The organism is Catenuloplanes japonicus (genome assembly GCF_000717135.1).
GTDB classification, from domain to species: Bacteria; Actinomycetota; Actinomycetes; order Mycobacteriales; family Micromonosporaceae; genus Catenuloplanes; species Catenuloplanes japonicus.
The window spans coordinates 120,716-142,520 of sequence record NZ_JNXY01000028.1 but is presented as its reverse complement, the minus strand read 5'-3'; the positions used below and the strand labels follow the sequence as shown (position 1 = coordinate 142,520).

The 21,805-nt window shown below is 71.8% G+C and carries 22 protein-coding genes and 1 pseudogene; 10 read left to right on the top strand and 13 right to left on the bottom strand.

What is annotated here, in order from left to right; translation table 11 throughout:
- The first annotated feature begins 195 nt into the window (after positions 1-195).
- Positions 196-561: a hypothetical protein gene (locus OP04_RS34255; protein ID WP_033344057.1), complete on the top strand. Its 366-nt coding sequence runs from the start codon at positions 196-198 to the stop codon at positions 559-561.
- Here the strand turns inward: OP04_RS34255 and OP04_RS34250 are convergent.
- Genes OP04_RS34250 through OP04_RS34235 form a run of 4 tightly spaced genes read right to left on the bottom strand, consistent with a single transcriptional unit; the run spans position 558 to position 4,061 of the window.
- The gene (locus tag OP04_RS34250; RefSeq protein WP_033344056.1) at positions 558-1,094 is read right to left on the bottom strand and encodes a hypothetical protein; all 537 of its coding nucleotides are present in this window, start codon (positions 1,092-1,094) and stop codon (positions 558-560) included. The two genes, OP04_RS34255 and OP04_RS34250, sit on opposite strands and share 4 nt — an antisense overlap.
- A gap of 17 nt (positions 1,095-1,111) precedes the next feature.
- Complete coding sequence (locus OP04_RS34245; RefSeq protein WP_033344055.1) at positions 1,112-2,293, bottom strand: ABC transporter permease; 1,182 nt, start codon at positions 2,291-2,293, stop codon at positions 1,112-1,114.
- Complete coding sequence (locus tag OP04_RS34240; protein ID WP_033344054.1) at positions 2,290-2,967, bottom strand: ABC transporter ATP-binding protein; 678 nt, start codon at positions 2,965-2,967, stop codon at positions 2,290-2,292. Before OP04_RS34240 ends, OP04_RS34245 begins: the two co-directional genes overlap by 4 nt.
- Positions 2,964-4,061 (bottom strand): HlyD family efflux transporter periplasmic adaptor subunit, encoded by a 1,098-nt coding sequence (locus OP04_RS34235; protein WP_033344109.1) that lies wholly within the window; start codon positions 4,059-4,061, stop codon positions 2,964-2,966. The genes OP04_RS34240 and OP04_RS34235 overlap by 4 nt, the downstream gene beginning before the upstream one ends.
- Positions 4,062-4,161: 100 nt before the next feature.
- Between OP04_RS34235 and OP04_RS34230 the strand changes: the two genes are divergently transcribed.
- The 3 genes from OP04_RS34230 to OP04_RS34220 all read left to right on the top strand — a co-directional run bounded on the left by OP04_RS34230 (position 4,162) and on the right by OP04_RS34220 (position 7,540).
- Positions 4,162-4,830: a response regulator transcription factor gene (locus OP04_RS34230; protein ID WP_033344053.1), complete on the top strand. Its 669-nt coding sequence runs from the start codon at positions 4,162-4,164 to the stop codon at positions 4,828-4,830.
- Positions 4,827-6,563: a sensor histidine kinase gene (locus OP04_RS34225; RefSeq protein ID WP_033344052.1), complete on the top strand. Its 1,737-nt coding sequence runs from the start codon at positions 4,827-4,829 to the stop codon at positions 6,561-6,563. The genes OP04_RS34230 and OP04_RS34225 overlap by 4 nt, the downstream gene beginning before the upstream one ends.
- 293 nt (positions 6,564-6,856) lie before the next feature.
- Complete coding sequence (locus OP04_RS34220) at positions 6,857-7,540, top strand: hypothetical protein (RefSeq protein ID WP_157240758.1); 684 nt, start codon at positions 6,857-6,859, stop codon at positions 7,538-7,540.
- A gap of 222 nt (positions 7,541-7,762) precedes the next feature.
- Here the strand turns inward: OP04_RS34220 and OP04_RS34215 are convergent, their stop codons facing one another.
- Entirely contained in the window at positions 7,763-8,254 is a 492-nt protein-coding gene (locus OP04_RS34215) for an SRPBCC family protein (protein WP_033344108.1), read from the bottom strand.
- Positions 8,255-8,412: 158 nt separating this feature from the next.
- On the opposite strand from OP04_RS34215, the gene OP04_RS52290 reads away from it, so the two are divergent.
- Complete coding sequence (locus OP04_RS52290; RefSeq protein ID WP_085066998.1) at positions 8,413-8,673, top strand: DUF7660 family protein; 261 nt, start codon at positions 8,413-8,415, stop codon at positions 8,671-8,673.
- Positions 8,674-8,775: 102 nt separating this feature from the next.
- Here OP04_RS52290 and OP04_RS48695 read toward each other — a convergent pair whose 3' ends face one another.
- The 3 genes from OP04_RS48695 to OP04_RS34200 form a co-directional block, all read right to left on the bottom strand.
- Complete coding sequence (locus OP04_RS48695) at positions 8,776-9,240, bottom strand: hypothetical protein (protein ID WP_051799524.1); 465 nt, start codon at positions 9,238-9,240, stop codon at positions 8,776-8,778.
- A 40-nt stretch (positions 9,241-9,280) separates the two neighbouring features.
- Positions 9,281-9,757 (bottom strand): hypothetical protein, encoded by a 477-nt coding sequence (locus OP04_RS34205; protein ID WP_033344050.1) that lies wholly within the window; start codon positions 9,755-9,757, stop codon positions 9,281-9,283.
- Positions 9,758-9,841: 84 nt separating this feature from the next.
- Positions 9,842-11,041 (bottom strand): hypothetical protein, encoded by a 1,200-nt coding sequence (locus tag OP04_RS34200; protein WP_157240756.1) that lies wholly within the window; start codon positions 11,039-11,041, stop codon positions 9,842-9,844.
- A 317-nt stretch (positions 11,042-11,358) separates the two neighbouring features.
- Between OP04_RS34200 and OP04_RS53865 the strand changes: the two genes are divergently transcribed.
- Positions 11,359-11,820, top strand: a complete 462-nt coding sequence (locus tag OP04_RS53865; RefSeq protein ID WP_157240754.1) for an SMI1/KNR4 family protein — start codon at positions 11,359-11,361, stop codon at positions 11,818-11,820.
- Between the two features lie 285 nt (positions 11,821-12,105).
- Here the strand turns inward: OP04_RS53865 and OP04_RS34195 are convergent, their stop codons facing one another.
- Both OP04_RS34195 and OP04_RS34190 read right to left on the bottom strand, forming a co-directional pair.
- On the bottom strand, positions 12,106-12,519 hold the full coding sequence (locus OP04_RS34195) for an RDD family protein (protein WP_051799523.1): 414 nt from the start codon (positions 12,517-12,519) through the stop codon (positions 12,106-12,108).
- A 94-nt stretch (positions 12,520-12,613) separates the two neighbouring features.
- Positions 12,614-13,912 (bottom strand): thrombospondin type 3 repeat-containing protein, encoded by a 1,299-nt coding sequence (locus OP04_RS34190; RefSeq protein ID WP_157240752.1) that lies wholly within the window; start codon positions 13,910-13,912, stop codon positions 12,614-12,616.
- Positions 13,913-14,015: 103 nt separating this feature from the next.
- Between OP04_RS34190 and OP04_RS56570 the strand changes: the two genes are divergently transcribed.
- From OP04_RS56570 to OP04_RS34170, 3 genes are all read left to right on the top strand, one after another.
- Positions 14,016-15,284, top strand: coding sequence for a helix-turn-helix domain-containing protein (locus tag OP04_RS56570; protein WP_033344046.1), 1,269 nt, complete (start codon positions 14,016-14,018; stop codon positions 15,282-15,284).
- A 157-nt stretch (positions 15,285-15,441) separates the two neighbouring features.
- Positions 15,442-16,218 carry an inositol monophosphatase family protein gene (locus OP04_RS34175; RefSeq protein ID WP_033344045.1) on the top strand — a complete coding sequence of 259 codons (777 nt, stop codon included), beginning with the start codon at positions 15,442-15,444 and terminating at the stop codon, positions 16,216-16,218.
- 258 nt (positions 16,219-16,476) lie between these two features.
- Entirely contained in the window at positions 16,477-17,253 is a 777-nt protein-coding gene (locus OP04_RS34170; RefSeq protein ID WP_051799521.1) for an SAM-dependent methyltransferase, read from the top strand.
- Between the two features lie 17 nt (positions 17,254-17,270).
- On the opposite strand, the pseudogene OP04_RS55960 reads toward OP04_RS34170, so the two are convergent.
- Both OP04_RS55960 and OP04_RS34165 read right to left on the bottom strand, forming a co-directional pair.
- Positions 17,271-17,525, bottom strand: a pseudogene (locus OP04_RS55960) (helix-turn-helix domain-containing protein); the annotation flags it as partial.
- A gap of 125 nt (positions 17,526-17,650) precedes the next feature.
- Positions 17,651-18,796: an epoxide hydrolase family protein gene (locus OP04_RS34165; protein WP_033344044.1), complete on the bottom strand. Its 1,146-nt coding sequence runs from the start codon at positions 18,794-18,796 to the stop codon at positions 17,651-17,653.
- A 73-nt stretch (positions 18,797-18,869) separates the two neighbouring features.
- On the opposite strand from OP04_RS34165, the gene OP04_RS34160 reads away from it, so the two are divergent.
- The gene (locus OP04_RS34160; protein ID WP_033344043.1) at positions 18,870-20,825 is read left to right on the top strand and encodes an ATP-binding protein; all 1,956 of its coding nucleotides are present in this window, start codon (positions 18,870-18,872) and stop codon (positions 20,823-20,825) included.
- 126 nt (positions 20,826-20,951) lie between these two features.
- On the opposite strand, the gene OP04_RS34155 is transcribed toward OP04_RS34160, so the two are convergent.
- A complete protein-coding gene (locus OP04_RS34155) occupies positions 20,952-21,704 on the bottom strand; it encodes an SDR family NAD(P)-dependent oxidoreductase (protein WP_033344042.1) in 753 nt (250 codons plus the stop codon).
- Positions 21,705-21,805: the final 101 nt, after the last annotated feature.

Below are 21,805 nucleotides of genomic sequence, written 5' to 3'. Positions count from 1 at the left end.
TGTTGACTACATCACTTTAAGTCCGGCGATCGTCCGGCTGTAGCCCGGCTGAGGCCGGCTGTAGTCCCGCCCGATCCACGTGCTCCGGCCGGACGACGGCCGGCCCGACAGCTGGGTAGGGCGACGGACTACAGCGAGACGCGCCACCCGCCTGCTTCCCCCAGGCAGCGGTGGCGGCCGGCGAGCGGTGGCGTGATGGCCGCGGCCGCCGTGACCGCGCGCAGCGCCGAGATCACCACGGTCTTTCCGGGGGTACGACTCCTGATCGTCGACAACCGCCACGGCGAGCTGCGGATCCGCGCCGGCGGCCCCGACGTGATCCTCCACCGGTACACCGAGTGGACGCTGGACGAGCCGTGGATCCAGGAGGAACAGCCGGGCACGAAGCTGACCATCCGGACCCGGTGCAGCCGCCCCGACCGCGACGTGCAGATCATCATCAACTGCGAGGTGTCGTACGACATCGAGGTCCCGCCGGAGATCGCGCTCGACCTGTACGCCTCGGACGAGGTCTCCGTGACCGGCACCCACGGAGACCTGACGATCCGCCCCGACCCCTAGCCCTTCTTGCCGTCGAACGCGGCGGCCTGGCACTCCATCTCCATCGCCTCGTCCGGCTCCCACGTGTCGAAGCCGGGCCCGGGACGCCACTGACCGTCCACCTTGACCAGCGGCTTGCCGCCCGCGACCAGGCACTTGTGGTAGTTCTCGTCGTCGTCGGCCCAGTACGGGTTCTTGTCCTCGTCCAGCTCCGGGGACAGCACCGGCCACAGCTTCTGGCAGTCCCCGTACGCGGGGTCGGAGAACGCCAGCCGCCGCCCGTCCGGCGGCGCCAGGTCCAGCAGCCCCTTCTCGTCCGTGACGACCGGCAGCCCCTTGTCCCGCACGCAGGTCATGAACGGCTGCTGCATGACGCGCTGCTCGTCCCAGGTGGTGTCCGGGCGGACCACCGGGGCCCCGGACACCGGCGTCGCGGACACGGCCGCGTCCGGCGTGGTCAGCGTCGCCACCTCCGGTGCGGCGTCCGGATCGGTGCCGCCGCAGGCGGACAGGAGCAGGAGCACACCCAGGGCGACGAGGGTACGTTTCGGCATGGTGACAGCGCCTTTCATCAGGTGGTGGCGAGTGCTTCGGTGGGGGTGAGCCGCGCGGCCCGCATCGACGGATAGACGCCGGCCACGACGCCGACCAGCAGCGCCCCGCCGACGCCGGCCGCGAGCGCGGCAACCGGGACGACCGGCGGCCACCCCTGGTGCAGCGCGTATCCGACCGACCCGGCGACGCCGAGCGCGGTCCCGGCCACGCCGCCGAGCAGCGACAGCGCGACCGACTCGGCGAGGAACTGGGTGCGGATCTGGCCGCGGTGCGCGCCGAGCGCCCGGCGCAGCCCGATCTCCCGGCGCCGTTCCAGCACCGAGATGACCATGGTGTTGGCCACGCCGATGCCGCCGACCAGCAGCGCCACCCCGGCCAGGCCGAGGAACAGCGCGTTCAGGTGCGTCTCGGTGGTGCGCTTCGCGGCCAGCGCGTCCGACGGCCGGGTGACGCGGACCTTGCCCGGCCCCTCCGGGTTGACGGTCGCGGGCAGCACGTCGCGGACCGCCTCCACGGACGCGTCGTGGCTGCGGACGTAGACGACGGTCGGGTGACCGTCGAACCCGAGCTCGCCGCGCGCCGCCGGCCAGCCGACCAGCGCGGCCCGGTCGATCTCCGGCGCCAGCGGGATCGGGTCGAGGATGCCGGTCAGCGTGAACCACCGCCGTCCGATGTAGAGCTGGTCGCCGCCGCGCAGATCCTCGAACCCGAGCCGGCCGGCGGCCTCCGCGCCGAGGACCACGGACGGGAACCGCTCGGTGGCCGGGCCGAACCAGGCGCCGTGCCGGACCGTGCCGTGCAGCAGCGCCAGCAGCTGCGGCTGGACGGCCAGGACCGCGGTCGCGGCGGACGCGTCCGTGCGGTCGTTGCGGGCGATGGTGACGTGCGTGTTCGCGACCGCGCCGGCCTCGGTCACCGGCCCGATCCGCAGCGCCATCTCGGTGGCCTGCTCCGGCAGCAGCACCGGCGGGTCCTGGTTCGGGACGGCGCTGGCCTGCAGCAGGTTCGTGCCGAGCCGGTCCAGCTCGGCGAGCAGCGCCCGCTCGCTCGACGCCGGGATGCTCATCACCACGACCATCGTGGCGATGCCGATCGAGATGCCGAGCGCGGACAGCACGGCACGCATCCGGCGTACCCGCAGCCCGACCAGCCCGAGGCGCAGCAGATCGCCGGGGGACAGCCGGCTCGTCTCGATCATCGTGGCGCCCCGGTGTCCGCCACGATCCGGCCGTCGCGCAGCTCGACCCGGCGCGGCAGCGCGGCCGCGATGTCCCGGTCGTGGGTGATCACCGCGATCGTGGTCCCGTCCCGGTGCAGCGCGACCAGCAGGTCCAGCACGGCCTGCCCGTTCGCGGTGTCCAGCGCACCGGTCGGCTCGTCCGCCAGCACCAGCGACGGGCGGGTGACCAGCGCGCGGGCGATCGCGACCCGCTGCCGCTCACCGCCGGACAGCTCGTGCGGCCGGTGGTCGCGCCGGTGCGCGAGCCCGACCCGATCCAGTGCCTCGCACGCGGCCGCCCGCCGCTTCCGCCGGGGCACGCCCGCGTACAGCAGGCCGGTGCTCACGTTCTCCACCGCGGTGAAGCCGTCGGTGAGATGGAACTGCTGGAAGACGAAGCCGAGCGTGCGCCCGCGCAGCGCGGACAGCTGCCGGTCGGAGAGCCGGCTGACGTCGTGACCGCCGACGTGCACGGTCCCGGACGTGGGCCGGTCCAGCGTACCGATGATGTGCAGCAGTGTGGATTTCCCGGAACCGGACTGGCCGACGATGGCCAGCAGCTCGCCTGCCTCCACGGTCAGCGACACCCGGTCGAGCGCGGTCACCGTGCCGTAGACGCGGCTGACGTCCTCGACGGACAGCACGGTCGTCATGAGACGGTCACCACGCTGACGCCCTCGGCGAGACCGTCGCCGCTGATCTCCACCATCCCCATGGCGAACATGCCGGTCCGCACCGCGATCAGCGGGCCGCCGGCGACCTGCACCGCGTATCCGCCCTCGCGCAGCGCGAGCAGCGCCGCGACCGGCACGGCCAGCACGTCCTCCCGGGTCTGCCCGGCGAACGACACCTGGACCGGCCCGGACTCCAGATCCTGGACCGCCTTCCTGTCGTTCACCGCGACGGTCACCACGACCTGCGCGGCCGTGGTCGCGGTCGCGCCGTCCGGCGCCGTGGCGTCCCGGCTGATCGTGCGGACCGTGCCCGGCGTGCGCGCGCCGCCGGGCAGCTCCACCTCGGCCGCGGCACCCTCCTTGATCGTGCCCAGGTCGGTGACGTTCACCGGCACGGTGATCACCTTCTCGTCGCCGGTCAGCGTCAGCACGCCGTCCGCGGCCGGGTCCCCGAGCTGCGCCGCGAGCTCGCTGACCCGGGCAGGGCCCGGCAGCACCAGGATGTGCGCCGGGTCGATCGTGCCGGTCGGCGGCAGCCCGGAATCGGCCTGCCAGCGCTTGATCGCGTCGAGCACGGCCGGGGTCAGCACGCCGTCGTCGCGCTGCACCGGCACCGGCGCGGTCGTGCCCGGCTCGGTGACCGCCCGGCCGACCGCCGGTTGCAGGCCCACGGCGTAGTTCATCGCCCGCAGGTTGTCGATCACCACCCGCACGTCGCGGCCGACCTGGTTCGCGGTGCCGAGCGTCCGGAACAGCGGCGTGCCGCCGTAGAGGACGATCACCGGGGTGTCGTCGACCCGGTAGAGCGTCCGGCCGCGCTCCGCGACGCCGCCGACCGCCGGCAGCCAGGTGACCGCGCCCGCACCGCCCTTGACCTGCCGCGGGGTGCCGTATCCGAGCGTGCCCGGCTGGGTCCGCGCCGTGGTGAGGTCGGTGCGTGCGACCGCGACCGTCCCGGCCGGGGGTGCGTCGGCCGCGGCCGTCTCGTCGTCCGGCGCGCCGGCCCACCACACCGCCGCGGCCCCGCCGCCGCCGACCAGGCAGAGCGCGACCGCCCATCGAAGGAACTTCATGACGATCACCGTGCCGGGCGTTCGTCGCCGCCACGTCGAGCGAATGTAAGGGAGTTGTCAGGTTTCCCGGGATTCGCGAGACAGGCTCTAGAGTCGAGCGGTGCCCGCCACGATCCTGATCGCCGAGGACGACCCCCGGCAGGCCGAGATCGTCCGCCGCTACCTGCGATCGGCCGGGTACGACCCGGTCGTGGTCGGCGACGGCCGCGCCGCGATCGACACCGTCCGCCGGAACCCGCCCGACCTGCTGGTGCTGGACCTGATGCTCCCGCGGGTCGACGGCCGGGACGTGTGCCGCGTGCTCCGCGTCGACCACGACCTGCCGATCCTGATGCTCACCGCACGCTCCAGCGCGGACGACCGGGTGGCCGGCCTGGAACTCGGCGCGGACGACTACCTCACCAAGCCGTACGACCCGCGGGAACTCGTCGCCCGCGTCCGCGCGCTGCTGCGCCGCAGCACACCCCGGCCGCCCTCGGACGACGTGCTGCGCGTCGGCGGGCTCGCGGTCGACCGCGGCGGGCACACGGTCAGCCTCGACGGCGCCGACGTCCCGTGCACGCGCGGGGAGTTCACCGTCCTGGCCGCGATGGCCGCCGAACCCGGCCGGGTCTTCACCCGCCGCCAGCTCCTCGACCGGCTCAGCACGCTGGACCGCAACGCCACCGACCGCGGCATCGACATGCACGTGATGAACCTGCGCCGCAAGATCGGCCCGGCCTACCTGCGGACCGTGCACGGCGTCGGCTACAAACTGGTCGCCGGATGACCGGCGTCCCGCCGCACCGCAGCCTCATGGTCCGGCTGCTGGCCTCCTCCATCCTCATCGTGGTCGCGTCCGTCGCGGCCGCCGCCTGGCTGGCCGCCACCACCGCCACCCGCGCGGTCCAGCAGGAGAGCGGCGCGACGCTCGCCGCCGACTCGAAGATCTTCGACACGCTGCTCGGGTACGCGGCCACCCACCCCGGCTGGGACGGCGTCGACCTGACCGTACGGGCGCTCGCGGACGAGACCGGGCGGCGCATCGGCCTGGCCACCCGCTCCGGCGTGCCGATCGCAGGCCGGCCGGTGGACGGGCCCGGCACGATCGTCGACCCGCTGCACACCGCGAGCGCGGGCGTGATCGACGCGCGGGCGGCCGGGCCGTACCGGCTGGCCGAGGACGAACGCGCCGCCCAGCACGCCGCCGCCGAGCAGCGCCTCGCCTGCCTGCGCGACCAAGGGCTGCGCGCCTCGGTCACCGAGTCGCCGACCGGCCGGGCCGTGGTGCACCTCGACCGGACGAACCCGCCCCCGCAGGCGGACTGCGGCTTCCCGGAAGGTGAGCTGACCCGCACGGAGGCCGACGCGCTGCGCGACCTGACGCGGCTCGCCAACGCGTGCACCCGCGACGCGCGCCTGCCCTCGGTGAAGATCGTCGACCCGATGTTCACCTGGGACTACGACCGCGACACCGGCGACCCGCGAACCGCCGAGATGCAGGCCTGCGTCGACGAGGCCCGGCGCGAACAACTGCGCCCGTACGTGGCCGAGCCCGCGACCCTGTGGATCGGCAGCCCCGACCGGCAGCCGCTCCCGGTCTTCGACCTCTCCCCGTCCAGCACGCTGCGGATCGCGGGCGTCACCGGCGCGGTCCTGCTCCTCGCGATCGGCAGCACCGTCATCGTCGGCACCCGCCTGGTCCGGCCGCTCCGCGCGCTCACCGCCGCCGCCGAGGGCTCCGCGGACGGGCCGGTCGCGGTCACCGTCCACCGCAACGACGAGATCGGCCGGCTGGCCGGCGCGTTCAACGCGCTCTCCGCCCGCCGCGAACACAGCGAGCAGCAGCGCCGGACCATGGTCGACGACATCGCGCACGAGCTGCGCAGCCCGCTGACCAACATCCGCAACTGGCTGACCGCCGGCCAGGACGGGCTGGCCGACCTCGACCAGGAACTGCTGGACCTGCTGCTGGAGGAGACCGTGCTGCTCCAGCACATGGTCGACGACCTGCGGGACCTGGCGGCCGCGGACTCGGGCACGCTGCGGCTGGCACCGTCCCGCTGCTACGTCGCGGACCTGCTGCGTCAGGTCGTGGACGCGCACCGCGGGCCCGGCGTCACACTCACGCTGCACGCGGACGCGGACCTGGAGGCGGACGTCGACCCGGCCCGCCTGCGCCAGATCGTCGGCAACCTGGTCTCGAACGCGGTCCGGCACACGCCGGCCGGCGGCCGCGTCACCGTACACGCGATGATCCTGGACGTTGATCTGGTCATCGCGGTCGAGGACACCGGCGTCGGCATCGCCGCGCACGACCTGCCGCACGTCTTCGACCGGTTCTGGCGTGCCGACCCGTCCCGCGCCCGATCCACCGGCGGCAGCGGACTCGGCCTGTCCATCGCCCGCCGCCTCACCCAGGCCCACGGCGGCGACCTCACCGCCGTCAGCACACCCGGCGCAGGCAGCGTCTTCACGGTCCGGCTGCCCGCCACGTCACCACACCGGAGGAACACCCCGTGAATTCGGGACGACGTCCTCCACCCGACGCTCGGCTCGATCCGCCCCGCCGAGCGGGTAGCTTTGCGCCCATCATGGATCCGTCCACAAGAGATGGACCGGCCGCTCGACGTCGGTGCTGCCCACAAAGCGTCCAGGTTCGCCCCGTAGCAGCGCCCGAAGCCGAGCAGTGCCGCCACCTCGCGGTGAAGTCGGCCTCAGAACTCACTCGGTGCCCATCGACCGCACGGGATACGTTGAGAGGGCAGCCCGTGATGCACGGCTGCGGTGCCGGACGAACGCCACCGGGGGTGCAGATGTCGAAGCGAAAGCGACCGATAGTCCTCGAGCCGGACCCCGGCATCTACCCGAACCCGGATCCCCTGTATCCGGATGTCATCGCTCTCGGCAGCCTCAGCGAGGCCGTGCGTGCCGCCGCGAAGGCCCAGGGCCTCGATCTCCCACGCACCTCCCTCAAGCCACTCGGTCGCTTCTACGGCACGGTCGTCCCGGAGTACGGCCTCACCGTCCGCAGCAGGATCCGGAAGCGGGAGAGTCTGCAGGTCGCCGCCTACTGGAACCAGCGGGGATGGCGGATCGACGGATGCCACGCCGACCACCGCATGGCCGGGAGCGCGTGGGACCTGGCCGAGGTGGCCCGAGTCGCACACGTGTGGCGCACCGGAACCGCCCTGGCCGACATCCATCACATCGCCCCGGACGTCACGCTGCACCCCGTCACGTACCGCTACTTCGGCATCATCCGACCCGAGGACGTCCACGGCGAGCCGTCGACGGTCCTCAGAACATGGACCGACGCCCGCGGATCCGAACGCGAAGAGACCTTCATGGCCTCGTTGGACTGGGTGGAGACAGACACGATGTCCCCCACGGCACGGCCGACCTACGACCCGGACCCGGTGGAGATCGACTCCGCGACGGTCGGCCGCTTCATCTACCGCATAACCGATCACGTCACCGCAGAGCAGCGACGCCGGTAGCCCGCCAATCCCGGCGGCAGACAGCGCGAAGAACTCTGTGGGTAGAGTCCCGCGCCATGAGGGCTATCGGCGTGCGGTTGGGGCACCTGCTGTCGCAGCGCCGGCCGGCGTCGGACCGCGGTTGCGCACCCGCGGACCGTCCTTGCCCGGAAGGTCGGGGTAGCGAGCGCGGACCTCTCCGCGGTCATCGACGGCAGCGCGGCACCGGACCCCGATCAACGATCACGCCGGTACGTCGCGGACGTCCCGGCCATGCTCGGCGAAGGCTTTGAAGTCTTGCATGTGCTGCCGCGACTGCTTGCGGAAGGTGCCGGGCATCAGGAGCGCCACCAGTCGCATCGGCAGGCCGCTGAACCGGTACTCGTTCTCGCTCTGCCAGAGCGTCAGGCCCGGACCCGCCTCGCTCAGCCGTTCACGCGCGGCACTCCACATGCCGCCGCCGACGATCTCACGCTCGTAGTGCACGACCGCGCCCGCCGGGATGTCGCGCAGGTCCGCCGGCTCCAGCCGGGTGACGGTCTCCGTACACTCGAACCGCTGCCCGCCCATCTCCAGCACCACCCGCGACACCGTCCCGACCTGCCCATGCGCGCCGCTGACCGGCTCGTGCGACACGAGCCCACGCAACCACATCGGCAGCTGTGCCGGATCCGCCAGCAGCCGCACCGCCTGCCCCAGCGGCAGCGCAATCTCAATCGAGACGGTGTACTTCACCACAGCACGCTACAACGGCCCGAGAGCACAAACCCTCCCGCAGCGCCGCGCCCACCTCAACCCGCACGCTGACCCGCATTCCGCACACCTCGTCACCTGAGCGCTATCTGCGGCAGATCCGGACGCCGGGCTGAGCGCGCTCGGGTAAGGTGCGCGTCGTGAACTGGCAGGATCCCGAGATAGCAGCCGTAGAGAGTCGCGAGGATCTCGCCCGCTATTTGGTGAGTCTGGCATCCCGGCTTCGGGTAGGCGATCTTTCGACCGAGAACCCATCCACGGACGCCTTCATCGACGCAGCGGGCCGGTGGACAGAGTCCATGGACGGCTTCTTCTCGAACGTTCTGAAGGAGCCGGTTCCCGACAGCCCAGATTGGTCGACGGTGGCCGCCATTTTCCGAGCGGCGCTGGTGTACGAGTAAGGGGCGGTCAAGGCCGCTATCTGCTCGATGGTGAGTCCGATGCGGGTGGCGACCACGGTACGGACGGCCGGTGCGGGGTCTGTGGCCAGGGTGGCGACTTGCTCAGCGGTCAGGTCCACCCGGCCGGCGATCCCTTGCCCGGATCTTGGTGTGCGGATGCTGCGAGAGGATCTGGATGAGGTGGGGCGGGGTGGTGGCGTTCACGGCGACCGATCTGACAGCGTTGAGATCGTCGGACGCGACAACCTGTTCAGCGAGGGCTGAGGACAGTCGCCGCTGCAGCACCCACCAGAAGGCATGGCAGTGGTGCTGCGGCAGATCGGCTGGTTCCATGAGCCGCTCGCGTTCGGCGACTGCTACGGCTGCGGCTACCGCCACGCGCGGGTCAGGGTCACTCAGCAGTAGCCGTAGATCGTCGCGCCAGGCGTAGGGTGCCGCGAATCGGCGCACCCGCGGGTCAGGGTGTCGTGCGGCGACGAAGACACGATTCCAGTCCGCGGCGAACAGCTCCTCGAAGACCTCATAGTCCATGATCAGGTCTTCCGGCGGGTCGAGCAGATCCGTCATCAGCCGGATGCCATGAAGGCGCCGGTGCACGTTGGACGGGTCAACTGCGGAGCGCCCGTAGGTAGAGCCACATCAGGATCACCACGACCGCCAGTACGCCGAGCGCGGCAAGCACGAGCATCCGCAGCAGCATCGGCATCGGCGGCCCGGTCTCGGCCGGCCGCGGTTCGGGCAACTGCGACCGTACCGGCGAAGGAGCCGTGGCCGGCACGACATCGAGCAGCGGATCGGACGGGCGGGTCTCGAAGTTGTCCTCGTCGGCCAGGAACTCCCGGTATACCGTGCTGGCCCGGTCGAGCGCGGCCGCCATCAAGGTGTTCAGGTCTTCTGGGCGGTCGCGATCACCGAGGTCGATCACGCCGTAGGAGATGGTCAGCTCCCGGCCGTATTGGTCGATGACTTGGCCGGGCGCCTGGACCTCGCTGAGGTATACGGTGACCGAGTCGGTGCCGTGCAGGCTCAATTCGAGCGTCCTGATCCGCTCGTCGGCTGACGGAATCCGATCGCGCAGCAACATCCGTTGTTCCATCAGGAAATCTGGGCAGAGCAGCGTCCGCTGACCGTGGGACCTGCCGCGGGCGACGAGGAAAGGCCACATGGGCTACCCCACCGACCGCAGCACGCTGGCCGGCATCCGGCCCTCGTAGTCCTTCATCGAGCCACGAAGGCGTTCGATCGCCAGCTTCCGAAACTGCTCCGCGTCGTCGAGGGTTCCGTGGATGTCGTCGATCGCTTTCCCGCGGCGGCTCGGGGCGCGCATCAGCGCGTCGATCACCTGCTGCACCACGCCGTCCACCGCGATCCTGGTCGCGGCGCCGGCCGGCCGGCCGCTCAGCCGTTCGACCAGGCCGGTGGCGACCGCCGTGATGCCGGCACGGGACTCACCGGCCTTCCAAGCGATCCGCTCGGCCCACTGCTGCACGGCGCCCGGGGACAGCGCTGCGATGCGTTGGCCGGCCCTCTCCTGAAACGCCGCCAGCGCCTGGTCGAGCAGGTCCGGCATGATCGCCGTGAGCGGAATCTCCACGTCCACCGGATAGGCCGATCGACCGGGGATTTTCACAGCGCCCCTGCCGTCCTCCAGCCGCGCGAACCCGAACCCAACGGCGCTGATCGGGATGAGCCGCACGGGCGCCGTGTGGCCGGCTGCCAACTGGTGAATCTCCGGGATCTGGCGCAGCCGGTCGGCCACCAGCGCCAGCCTCGCGCTCTGCTGGTCCGGCTCATCGGCGCAGTCGGCGGCAACCAGGTCCCATTTGGTCAGAACAAAGTGCATCGGCTTACCGGTCGCGTGTTCCTGGAGCTTCTGGTACGCCGGCTGCATCGTCTCCTCGAGGTAGCGGCGCCCGTCGTATTCGCCGGCCAGGAACTCCATCACGCGCTGGCCGTCGAGAAGGCACAGCAGCACGTGCGCTCGCTCGATGTCGGCGTCGAACTCGGCCGTGGCCTCGGAGGCGCCGCCGTCGGCCGAAATGAGTTCACCGGCGTAGTCCTGGTAGTCGATGGTGAACACCGGCCGGTTTGCGCCCTCGTGCTGGATGGCACACGTGAAGCTGAAGACCTCCCCGTCGGCCACCTTGTTCGGCGACGGCCACGGCCGGCTCGGGTTGGCCACCTGCGAGTAGACGTCGCGCAGCCGGCCGGCTTGTGTCAGCGGGGAGCGTAGATAGAATCCGATCTTTGGGTCCTGCACCCCCAGCCGCCGGCCGAGACTGGCCAGATACACGGTCTTGCCGGACCCTGAGGCACCGAGGACAAGCACCCGAATCCGGGGTAGGCCGGCGTCGACATCGTCGGTCACGAGATTCTCTCCCAACGGCCTATTTTATTTCCCGGCGCGCCATTTAGGCACTCGCCCGTCACGTGCGCAGTCGCAGCCGACTGATGTCGCCTGTTTTCCGACACGCTTCGCAAGATTGCTCCATCCAGCATGAGCAAGGGAAACTCAGACTGCTATCCCTTGAGTAGCTTGCGCCGATCTCCAGCCGGCGTTGCGGATGCTACGAGCGGGCGTGCCATTACAGGCGGTTGCCCTAATCCGAACGCGTTACTGTTCCGCGTTGGTGCGATCCCGCTGTCTTTGCGTCCGAGGGTCGCCAGTTCGGGCATGCTGGCTGCATGGAACAACCGCTCGACGTTGATCTTTCGTGGCACATGATCGTTGACTGGCTCGCGGTGAACTGTCCGGTCGATCTCGCGAGTTTGCAGGGTCCTGCTGCCGAGGAGCGGCTCGATGCCATCGAGAAGGCCGTAGGAAAATCACTGCCAACTGATCAACGAGCATGGTGGCGGCTCGCCGACGGGACCGACGAGAACGGCGCTGCCATCTCGCTCATACCGGTCGTGTGGACGCCGCTTTCTACCAGCGCTGCCCTGACCCGCTATCATACTATGCTGAACTTTCGTCCCGATGAGCCCGAGTTGTCCCAGCGGAGCGCCGAACCCGCCGGCTCTCCCTGCTCCTGGATGTGGCTGCCGGACTGGCTTCCCATCGCCCATAACCTCGGCGGCGACTACAACACTGGTGAGACACCAATCGAGTTCGTCCGACTAACGGTGTTGGCTGGGATTCCTTTCTAGTGTCGGTGTCGATGCGCCGCTCTCTTCTCGGCAGGTGAGGGCGCCGGCGGCACGCAAGTCAGGGAGTTTGTCGTACCCGGCTGTTACGTTACGTCGCAGTTGGCCGGTCGGAGCTACCCCAGGTGGGACAGCGCGGTTACAGGGGGCGGGAACCTCGTAGATGCCCGGAGCGATCTCGGCATTGAATTTCTGATACCGCAACCCGCCCCCTGCCTCGCACCTATGCCATCGACACCTCGGACGGCTCGCCTGACGAAAGGCACCCGGGCGGGACCAGCACCCGGTTCACCCCGCCACCGGCGCCTCGACCAGCGCCTCCCGGACCACGACCGTCCGGCAGACCATGTCCGCGATCGTCTGCCGCTTCGCGGTCACCACCGGCAGCAGCCACCCCAGGTAGAGCACCAGGCTGTCGAGCAGGTGCGCCACGTCGCGCAGCGCCGCCCTGCCCACTCCCACGGGCTGCCCCGTCCTGTCGTCGACCAGGTAGACGCCGACCACCCTGCGCCCCCAGCTCTGCCCTGTCCTCCCCGCCAGGTACCAGCGGCTGTAGACCGTCAGCGCGACCCCGGCCGCACCCAGCACCACGCTGACCCCGACCGGCAGACCGCTGACGTCGGTGGCCACGAGCAGCGGCACGACGGCCAGCCCGTCCACGAGGTTGCCGCCCACTCTGACGATCCAGGACGCGTACTTCATCGGTGTCTCTTTCATAGGACCAGATTCGCCCGCCCGCCCGGCCCCTCGCGTCAGTGAACAGTGAACAGCCAGGTCATCCGTTCGTATGACGACGTCAGCACAACCCGCCACACCCACCCGTCGGCGGCAGGTCGTGCGGCAGCGTCGGCGAGGGCAGGTCGGGCCGGGTTTCCGGCTGGGCCGTGGTCAGGCGATCCGGTTCCCCGAGGATGTGCAGGTCGGCGGTCGTGTCGTCGACAAGCATGATGACGGCCGGATCCGGGAGCGAGGGGTCGCGGTCGCCGGTCGGTGTCCACCCCGGCACCACGTTGATCGCCGCACCCCGGGTCCGCAGCACCCCGTCGACCGCCTCCTGCGTGACCATCGTCGAGTACGCCTGGTCCGGATCCAGATAGCGCTCTTCCTCGTACGTGCTGTGCTCGTTCTGGCAGTTCTCCCCGCCCGCGTCGCACTCGGCCGTGGTCTGCCCGGTGGAGACCGTCCCGTCGTTGCCGTAGAACGTGTTGCCCTCGGTGACGATCGTGCCGGTGACGGTGCCGTCCTCGTCGCGGACGTACTCCGTGGTCACGAAGTACTTGTTGGCACCGCCGGGGACCCAGTGCGTCTCGGAGTCCGTCTCCTCGACCAGGTTGCCCCGGTCGTCGAAGACCTCCTCGTGGTCGTTGTCGATCCGCATGCCGTCCACGACCCGGGTCAGGTTTTCCTGGCTGCGGGAGCCGGTCAGCTCGCCGTCCGGGTCCCGGTGCTCGGTGCGGTGGCCGTTCTTGAACGGGAACGTCGTCGCCGTCGACCCGTCCCGGTAGGTGGTGGTCGTCGACCCGTCGGAGTGGCGCGTGGCATCCTTGACGCCGCCGCCGTGCACGGTGGCCCGTCCGGCGCTGACCCGGCCGCCGTCCCACCGTCCGAGCTGGAGCCCGGACTTCCGGGTGGCGCCGAGCGTGAACCCGTCACCGCGTTCGAGCGAGATGCCGAACGTGGCGATCAGGTCGGCGGAGACGCCCAGCCGGGTGAGCGTGTCCTTGCGATTGTCCGGCGGGAACACGCCGTGCGTGGACGCGCCGAGCGTGGCCCGGTCGGCGATCACGCCGCCGGGCAGGAACAGGAACGCGCCGTACCCCTGCTCGAACGACGGCAGTCCGCGCCCGTGCAGCAGTTCGGCGACGACGGGCAGGCCGGGTGCGGAGGTGGCGTCGTGCGGGTTGGTCCCGGCGACGATCTCGTCCGCGTCGCAGACGCCGTCGCCGTCGGAGTCGACGACCCGCCAGGCGAGGTAGCAGACCGTGCCGTCGCACAGGCGCAGGAGCCGTTTCTCCGGCGGCACGGTCGCCGCCGACGCGGGCGAGGCTCCGAAGAGGACGGTCAGCACGGCCAGAACTGCAGCTATTCGTCTCATGCCGGCAACGGTGGCAACGTTGAGGTCCACCCGCGCGGCACTGTCACGCTTCCGGCAGCGCAACCCCGATCAAAACCAGGGATTTCCCGGGTACGCTCCCCGCGTGAACGAGGCGGCGGCGCGCGCGGTCTTCGCGCGGTACCTGGCCGGTTCCCGCACCGCGGCCCCGGCCGATCTGGCCCCGCTGGCCGCCCGCGTCCCACCGAGCGACGATCCGCGGATCGCCGTGATCCATCACGCGCTGACCGGCATCGCGGACGGCCGGACCGGCCGCCCGCACGCGGCCCGGCACCTGGAGACGGTGCTGCGCCTGGTCGCCGCGCACCGCCTGGACGAGGATCCGCTCTACCTGGAGTGCGCGCTGACCTGCCTGCTGACGCTGCGCCGCCCGCATGAGGCCCGGCCCCGGTTCGCGGCCGGGATCGACCGGCTCACCGGCGACCCGGCCCGCGAGGCGCGGCTACGGACCATGCTCGGGGTCGGCGACGCGTGGGCCGGCGACCTCCGCAGCGGCCGGGACGAGCTGATCCGGGCACGGGCGCTGGCGACCGACCTGGACGTGCGGGCCGAGGCGACGTCGTTCCTGATCAAGTGCCACGCGCTGGCCGGTGACCTGACCGCGTCGGCCGCGCACCTGTCCGAGGCGCGGGAGCTGGCCGCACGCGCCGGGTCGACCTGGGTCGCCCCGCACATCGCCGAGTGTGTCGCCGCGCTGCACCTGGCCCGCGGCGACGTGGAGGCGTGGGCGGGCGCGCTGGAGTTCCTGGTCGGTCACGGTGTCGGCGTCGTCTCCGGCCTGCTCTACGAGCACCGCTGGGAGCTGGCCGGCCATCACGCGCTGCGCGGCGACCGGGAGCGGGCCGCCGCGCTGCTGGACGGCGTCGCGGATCCGCCGGTCGGCTGGCCGGGCGCGCCGGTGCTGCCCGCCTGGCGGGCCTGGATCGCCGCGCCCGCGGACCCGGGCGCGATGGCCGTGGCCGAGTCCGCGCTGTCCGGCCTGACCCGCCCGCTGGAGCGTCTCGGCCGGGCCCGCCTGGCCTGGCTGCTCGGCGCGCAGCACGCCCGCCTGGGCCGCCGCGCCGACGCGGTCCGGCTGCTGGAGACCGCGTACACCGGCTATGCCGTGCTCGGCGCCGCCGGCCTGGCCGCCAGGGTCGAGGCGGACATGGCACGCCCGCCGGCGGCCGTCCCGGGCGAGGACCCGTTGACCCGCACGGAGCGCCGGGTGGCGACCGCGGTCGGCGACGGGCTGAGCAACCGGGAGGTCGCCGCGCGCCTGTCCATCTCGGTCAAGACCGTCGAGTTCCACCTGGTCAACATCTACCGCAAGCTGGGGGTACGGAACCGGACCGCGCTGGCCCGCCGGACCTGAGCCCGGCACATCAGCCGCGGCCCGGCTACCGCCGCCAGGCGTCCGGATGCCGCGGCCGCGCCGGAGATCCTGGGACTGTGCAAGGCCGGGCCCGCACCGGCCCGGCTTCGGTCGCCGGGCCTGAGACGCGGCCCCGGCCTCCGGTAGCCTGACGATGATGAACCGGGATCTTCACGCGGCACGCGAGCTCGCATCCGGCCTGGCGGTCCGCGCCGGCCGGCTGCAGGTCGAGCGCCGTGACACCCTGCGGGTCGGCGCGCCCAAGGCGCACGCCAACGACGTCGTATCCGACGTCGACATCGCCAGCGAGCGCCTGATCGTGGATGCGATCCGCGCGGCCTGGCCGGACGACGCGATCCAGGCGGAGGAGGGTCACGGCGGCGACGGTACGACCGGCTGGAAGTGGGTGGTCGACCCGCTCGACGGCACCCGCAACTACATCAGTCGTACCGGCCCGTGGTCGGTCTGCATCGCGCTGTACGAGGGCGACACGCCGCGGGTCGCGGTCGTGCACGAGCCGGTCGCGGACGAGACGTTCAGCGCCGTCGACGGTGGTGGGGCCACGCTGGACGGCGTGCCGCTGTCGGTGCCGGACGGCCCGCCGCTGGCCGAGGCGCTGATCGGCGTCAGCTTCCAGCCGAACCCGGCGACGAAGGCGCGCGCCGCCCGCGTGATCCGCGAGCTGCTGCCGCACTCCGGCGACCTCCGCCGGCTGCCCGCCGCGCTGAACCTGGTCTACCAGGCGGCCGGCCGCCTCGACGGCGGCGTGGCCCTGGACACGAACCTGTGGGACATCGCGGCCGGCGCGCTGATCGCCCGCGAGGCCGGCGTGATCCTCGGCGGCCCCGGCGCGGACTTCACCACCGAGCTGACCATCGGCGCCGCCCCGGCGCTGTGGCCGGTGCTGTCCGAGACGATCCGCGCGGCGGCCTGAACCCGCACCGTGGCGACGGCCGGGCCGGTGGATGTCACCGCGGGCGCCGGGACAACGTGGATCACGGCCTGATCTGCTGCGCCGTGTCCAGGAGCGCCTCACGACGCGCCACCACCTGCCGTCCGGAGGAGAGCCGTCACCGAACGATGTCCGGTTGATGGCCGAACACCCGATCGCGCACCCGATGTCGCTCGCGGTGGGATGTGCACAGTGCTTAAGATCGCTGTCTCACGGCCGTCTCACCGAAGTGGACTCCTGATGACCGATCCCGAGATCGACGTAACCCGCCCGAGCAGCGCGCGGGTGTGGAACTATCTTCTGGGCGGCAAGGACAACTTCGCCGTCGACCGTCAGCTCGGCGAGGCGCTGCGCACGGCGAACCCGGGCATCGCGGAGATCGCCCGCGCCCAGCGGCGGTTCCTCATCCAGGCGGTCACGCTCATCGCCGGCGAGGTCGGCATCCGGCAGTTTCTCGACATCGGCACCGGCCTGCCGACCGCGGACAACACGCACGAGGTCGCGCAGCGCGTGGCGCCGGACTCGCGGATCGTCTACGTCGACAACGACCCGCTCGTGCTCACGCACGCCCGTGCGCTGCTGAAGAGCTCGCCGGAGGGCGCGACCGCGTACGTCGACTCCCGGGTGGAGGACCCGGAGCGGATCCTGGCCGAGGCCGCCCGCACGCTCGACTTCTCCCGGCCGGTCGCGCTGACCATGATCGGCATCCTGGGCAACGTCGCCGACTACGCGGAGGCCCGCGCGATCGTCACCCGCCTGCTCGCGGCCGTGCCGTCGGGCAGCTATCTCGTGGTGAGCGACGGCACCAGCACCAGCGAGCAGAGTGTGGAGAGCCAGCGGGTCGCCAGCCGCAGCGGCCACCCGTACAACCTGCGCAGCCCCGAGGAGATCGCCGGCTACTTCGAGGGCCTCGAGGTGCTGGCGCCGGGTGTGGTGCCGACCTCGCAGTGGCGGCCCGCACCCGGATCCGTCCAGGCGCCGCTGGACGTGTACTGCGCGGTGGGCCGCAAGCCGTAACCGGCCCACCGGGACGGCCGCATCCCGGTCTCGCGGAGGAAGACGGCGGAGAAGTGCGCCGTGCTGGAGAAACCGCAGCGCAGGGCCGCCTCGGTCACCGTGTGGTCCTGCGCCAGCAGCCGTTTGGCCTCGCCGATGCGCAGCTTGACGAGGTGGCGGTGCGGGGTACGGCCGACCTCGACCGTGAAGACGCGCAGGAAGTGGTACGGGCTGAGCCGCGCCTCCCGGGCGAGCTCGGCCACGGAGACAGGATGGCCGAGCCGCGCCCGCATGTAGGCGACGGCCCGGCCCACCCTCGGATCAGACACAGTGGACGGCACCCACCGATGGTCGGTCGCCGGCCCGGCGATCTACTGCCCATTCACTGCTCAATCCCCGTCAGGTACGTGCGCCCCCGTCAGTTCCGGTTGCGTACGTGGCGGAAGGCGGCACGTAACTCGGTCACCAGCACACCCGGGTGCTCCCAGCCCGGGAAGTGACCGCCCTCGGCCATCTCGTCCCAGGCGACGATGTTCCGGTAGCGGCGCTCGGCCCAGCGCCGGACCACCGGGTACGGCTCGTCCGGGAACAGCGTGAACGCGGTCGGCACGGTCACCGGCTGCGCGTTCTGCGCCTCGGCACCGCGCGGCCCCCAGCGTGGCCCGGACTCCCAGTACCAGCGGGCCGTGGACGCGCCGGTGCCGGTGAACCAGTACAGCGCGATGTTGTCGGCCTGCCGCTCCTGGCTGACGCCCGGCGTGCCGGCGAACGCGTCGAGGCGCTCGCCGAGCCACGCGGCCAGCCCGACCGGCGAGTCGACCAGGGCGTACCCGAGCGTCTGCGGGCGCAGGCTCTGCACCATGACGTGCAGCATCCCGCCGCGTACGAACCGGTCACGCTTCTCGATCTTCGCCTTTTCGGTCTCGTCCGCGGTGGCGAGGTCCTCCGGCAACGGCGAGGCGAGCGGCATGGTCAGGTGCAGCCCCGCGACCCGGCCGGGTGCGATCAGGGCCAGCTCCGTACTGACGTGCGCGCCGAAGTCGCCGCCGTGCGCCCCGAACCGGTGGTAGCCGAGATCGGTCATGATCTCGGCCCAGGCCCGCGCCGTCCGGGTCGGATTCCAGCCCTGCTCGGCCGGCCGGCCGCTGAACCCGAACCCGGGCAGCGCGGGAACGACCACGTGGAACGCGTCCGTCGCGGAACCCCCGTGCGCGACCGGGTCGGTCAGCGGCCCGATGAGATCCTCGAACTCCAGCACCGAGCCGGGCCAGCCGTGCGTCAGGATCAGCGGCACCGCACCCGGCTCCGGCGAACGCACGTGCCAGAACGCGATGTCGAGGCCGTCGACGTGCGAGCGGAAGTGCGGGATCGCGTTCCAGCGGCGCTCCAGCGCCCGCCAGTCGTGCCGCCGCCACGTCTCCAGCAGCGACGTCAGCCGGTCCAGGCCGATGCCCTGCGACGCGTCGGTCTCCCGCTCGGGCAGCCGCACGCGGGTGAGGCGGTACTCCAGCTCCGCGAGGTCGGTCTCGGGTATGTATATGGGAAAAGGTTCGATCTTGGACATGTGCGGACTGTAGGGCGCGGCGCCGGTGCCCCACGATGCGGAAAATTGCGGACTTCCCGGCTACCTTTGCCCGGTGGTGACGACCCTGGGCCAGCAGCTGGGCGAACTACGGCGGCGCGTGTTCGTCGGCCGTGACGAAGAGCTCACCCGGTTCCGGGACGCGCTGGCGACGTCCGGCGTGATCTTCCTGCACGGGCCGGGCGGCGTCGGCAAGAGCACACTGCTGGACACGTACGCGCGCCTCGCCACCGACGCCGGGCGCACCGTGCTGCGCATCGACGCCCGGCACGTCACGCTCGGCCCGGACGGGCTGCCCCGGCCGGGCGGCGACCGTCCGGTGCTGCTGATCGACACGTACGAGCTGCTCGCACCGGTCGACGACTGGGTCCGGGAGCAGTACCTGCCCTCGCTGCCCGCGGACACGCTGGTCGTCCTCGCCGGACGGCACGCGCCGGGCCCGAGATGGCGGGCCGACCCGGCCTGGCGGGAACTGCTGCGGGCCCGGGAGCTGGGCAACCTGACGCCGCGGGCCGGACGGGACTACCTCGCGCTGCAGGACGTGCCCGAGGACGCGCGGGACCGGCTGCTGCAGCTCAGCCACGGCCATCCGCTGACCCTGTCGCTGCTGGTCGACGCCGTGCGTCGCGGCTGCGATCCCCGTACCCTCGCAGATCTTCCTGATGTTGTCGGCGCGCTGCTGGCGCTGCTGGTCGACCAGGCGCCCAGCCCGCGTCACCGCGACGCGCTCGAGGTCTGCGCGCACCTGCCGGTCACCACCGAGGACCTGCTGCGATCCGTCGCCGGTGACGAGGCCGGGCCGCTGTTCGCCTGGCTGCGCACGCTGTCGTTCGTGTCCGAGGGGCCGCACGGGCTGTTCCCGCACGACATCGTCCGCGACGCGCTCGACGCCGACCACCGCTGGCGCGACCCCGCACACTACGCCCGGCTCAGCCGCACTCTGGACGCCGCCGTGCTGGCCCGCATCCACGCCACCGCCGACCGGCGCGAACGCCTGCGGCTCGTGATCGACCACACCGTGGTCGCCGGCGCCCGCTCCCGCGTCACCACGTGCCGCACCCCGGCACCGACCATGCAGGCGTACGTCGACGAACTCCGCGACGGCGACCGCGCCCCGATCATCGCGATGACCGCCCGGTGGCAGGGCCAGGAGCAGGCCGGGCACGTCGCCCGCTGGCTGGACCGCGCACCCGAGGCGTTCCAGGTCTTCCGCACGCCGTCCGGCGAGCCCAGGGGCTTCGCCGCGTGCCTGGACCTGACCCCGGACGACGGTGGCGATCCCGGCGCCGCCGCCATGTGGCACTACGTGCAGCAGGCGCCCCCGCGCGCCGGTGAGCGCGTGCGGGCCTGGCGCTTCTTCCTCGACCGCGACCACGGGCAGTCCTCGTCGCCGTCCGTCACGCTCTTCGTCGCCTGCCAGACCCTGGACAACATCACCCTCGGGGGTACGGCGTGGACGCTGATCGGCGCGTACGCCGACCCCGAGCTGTGGGCGCCCACGATGGACAACCTCGACTTCTGGCACGCGCCGAGCGCCGGGTACACCGTCGGCGGCACCCACTATCCGGTCTTCGCCCACGACTGGCGGCGCACGGACATCGCGGAGTGGCTGACGCTGGTGCACGACCGCCAGTCCGGCACGCCGACGCGCCCCACGGCGGAACCGACGACCGGCGTGGTGCTGACCCTGCCCGCGTTCACCGACGCGGTCCGGGCCGCGCTGCGTGACCTGCGCGATCCGGCCCGGCTGCGGGAGAACCCGTTGCAGGGCGCGCGCCTGCTCCGCCGCGACGAGGGACGTACGCTCCGCGACCTGATCGAGGCCGGCACGGCCGCGCTCCCACCGGCGGCGGCCGAGCTGATCACCCGCACGTTCCTGCACCCCGGCACCACGCAGGAACGCGTCGCCGCGTCGCTGCACCTGTCCTACAACACCTACCGGCGCCGGCGGGACGAGGCCGTCGCCGGGCTCACCGAGTGGCTGTGGGAGCGGGAGATCTCCGGTTCCTGAGCTGCACGACATGCCGGCCGACGCCGACGAGCTTCCGGCGTGAGGTCCGGGGCCGGCCTCGATCAACGGGCACTCCGTGCCCGAAATTTCACGATATAGAGGCCGGATGCGGCCTCATGCCGGCGGTCACCACGGGACCGGGTCGCCGTGACGGTCCAGGAATCGCAGGTCGCCGGTGTGAGTCTCCAGCACGTCGGCCACGGACGGGATGCTCTGCGCCGGGTCCAGCGGCGCGTCCGGGCCGCCCAGCGCGGTCCGGTTGTGGCCGGGGTCGATGAGCAGCTTGGTGTGGCCGTCGCCGCAGTGGCGGGTGGCATAGCTGCGCATCAGCTGGTTGAGCGCGGCCTTGCTGGCCTTGTAGAGCTCGTACCCGCCCTCGGTGTTGCGCGAGATGCTGCCCTGGTCGGAGGACATGACCGCGACCGTGCCGCCGGGCGTGACCAGGTCGCGCAGCGCGTCGAGGACGCGCATCGGGCTCAGCGCGTTCGTGATCATCACCTCGGTGAACATGGCAGTCGGGACGTCGCTGATCGGCAGGTCGCCGCCACGGTCGATGGCCGCGTTGACGAACAGCAGGTCGAGGCGGCGTTCGTCGAGGCGCTCGCGGAGCGCCGACAGCTGACCGGGGTCGTTCATCTCCAGGGACTCGACGGTCAGGCGGCCGTGGGAGGCGTCGGCCGCGGCTTGCAGTGTGCCTTCGCCGGTCTGCGGCGGGCTTCCGCCGGTGGAGGGGCCGGTCGCGGCCGGCAGCGCGCCGTCGACGCGCCGGGCGGTGGCGATGACGGTCCAGCCGCGGCGGACGAGTTCGCCGGCCAGCACGAGGCCGAGCCCGCGTGAGGCGCCGACGACGAGGGCGGTGCGTGGTGGTGTGACGGACATGGCTGCTCCCGGCGGGTACGAGCGGACAACTGCCGAGACACTACGTCTAGACAAGACGTCGTGTCTAGACACGGTGTTGCGACAGGATCGCGGGCCTGACT

Coding starts and splice junctions, on each gene's coding strand:
- OP04_RS34255 (WP_033344057.1), top strand. CDS start 196: ATGGCCGCGGCCGCCGTGACCGCGCGCAGCGCCGAGATCACCACGGTC.
- OP04_RS34250 (WP_033344056.1), bottom strand. CDS start 1,094: ATGCCGAAACGTACCCTCGTCGCCCTGGGTGTGCTCCTGCTCCTGTCC.
- OP04_RS34245 (WP_033344055.1), bottom strand. CDS start 2,293: ATGATCGAGACGAGCCGGCTGTCCCCCGGCGATCTGCTGCGCCTCGGG.
- OP04_RS34240 (WP_033344054.1), bottom strand. CDS start 2,967: ATGACGACCGTGCTGTCCGTCGAGGACGTCAGCCGCGTCTACGGCACG.
- OP04_RS34235 (WP_033344109.1), bottom strand. CDS start 4,061: ATGAAGTTCCTTCGATGGGCGGTCGCGCTCTGCCTGGTCGGCGGCGGC.
- OP04_RS34225 (WP_033344052.1), top strand. CDS start 4,827: ATGACCGGCGTCCCGCCGCACCGCAGCCTCATGGTCCGGCTGCTGGCC.
- OP04_RS34220 (WP_157240758.1), top strand. CDS start 6,857: ATGTCGAAGCGAAAGCGACCGATAGTCCTCGAGCCGGACCCCGGCATC.
- OP04_RS48695 (WP_051799524.1), bottom strand. CDS start 9,240: ATGACGGATCTGCTCGACCCGCCGGAAGACCTGATCATGGACTATGAG.
- OP04_RS34205 (WP_033344050.1), bottom strand. CDS start 9,757: ATGTTGCTGCGCGATCGGATTCCGTCAGCCGACGAGCGGATCAGGACG.
- OP04_RS53865 (WP_157240754.1), top strand. CDS start 11,359: ATGGAACAACCGCTCGACGTTGATCTTTCGTGGCACATGATCGTTGAC.
- OP04_RS34195 (WP_051799523.1), bottom strand. CDS start 12,519: ATGAAGTACGCGTCCTGGATCGTCAGAGTGGGCGGCAACCTCGTGGAC.
- OP04_RS34190 (WP_157240752.1), bottom strand. CDS start 13,912: ATGAGACGAATAGCTGCAGTTCTGGCCGTGCTGACCGTCCTCTTCGGA.
- OP04_RS34175 (WP_033344045.1), top strand. CDS start 15,442: ATGAACCGGGATCTTCACGCGGCACGCGAGCTCGCATCCGGCCTGGCG.
- OP04_RS34170 (WP_051799521.1), top strand. CDS start 16,477: ATGACCGATCCCGAGATCGACGTAACCCGCCCGAGCAGCGCGCGGGTG.
- OP04_RS34165 (WP_033344044.1), bottom strand. CDS start 18,796: ATGTCCAAGATCGAACCTTTTCCCATATACATACCCGAGACCGACCTC.
- OP04_RS34155 (WP_033344042.1), bottom strand. CDS start 21,704: ATGTCCGTCACACCACCACGCACCGCCCTCGTCGTCGGCGCCTCACGC.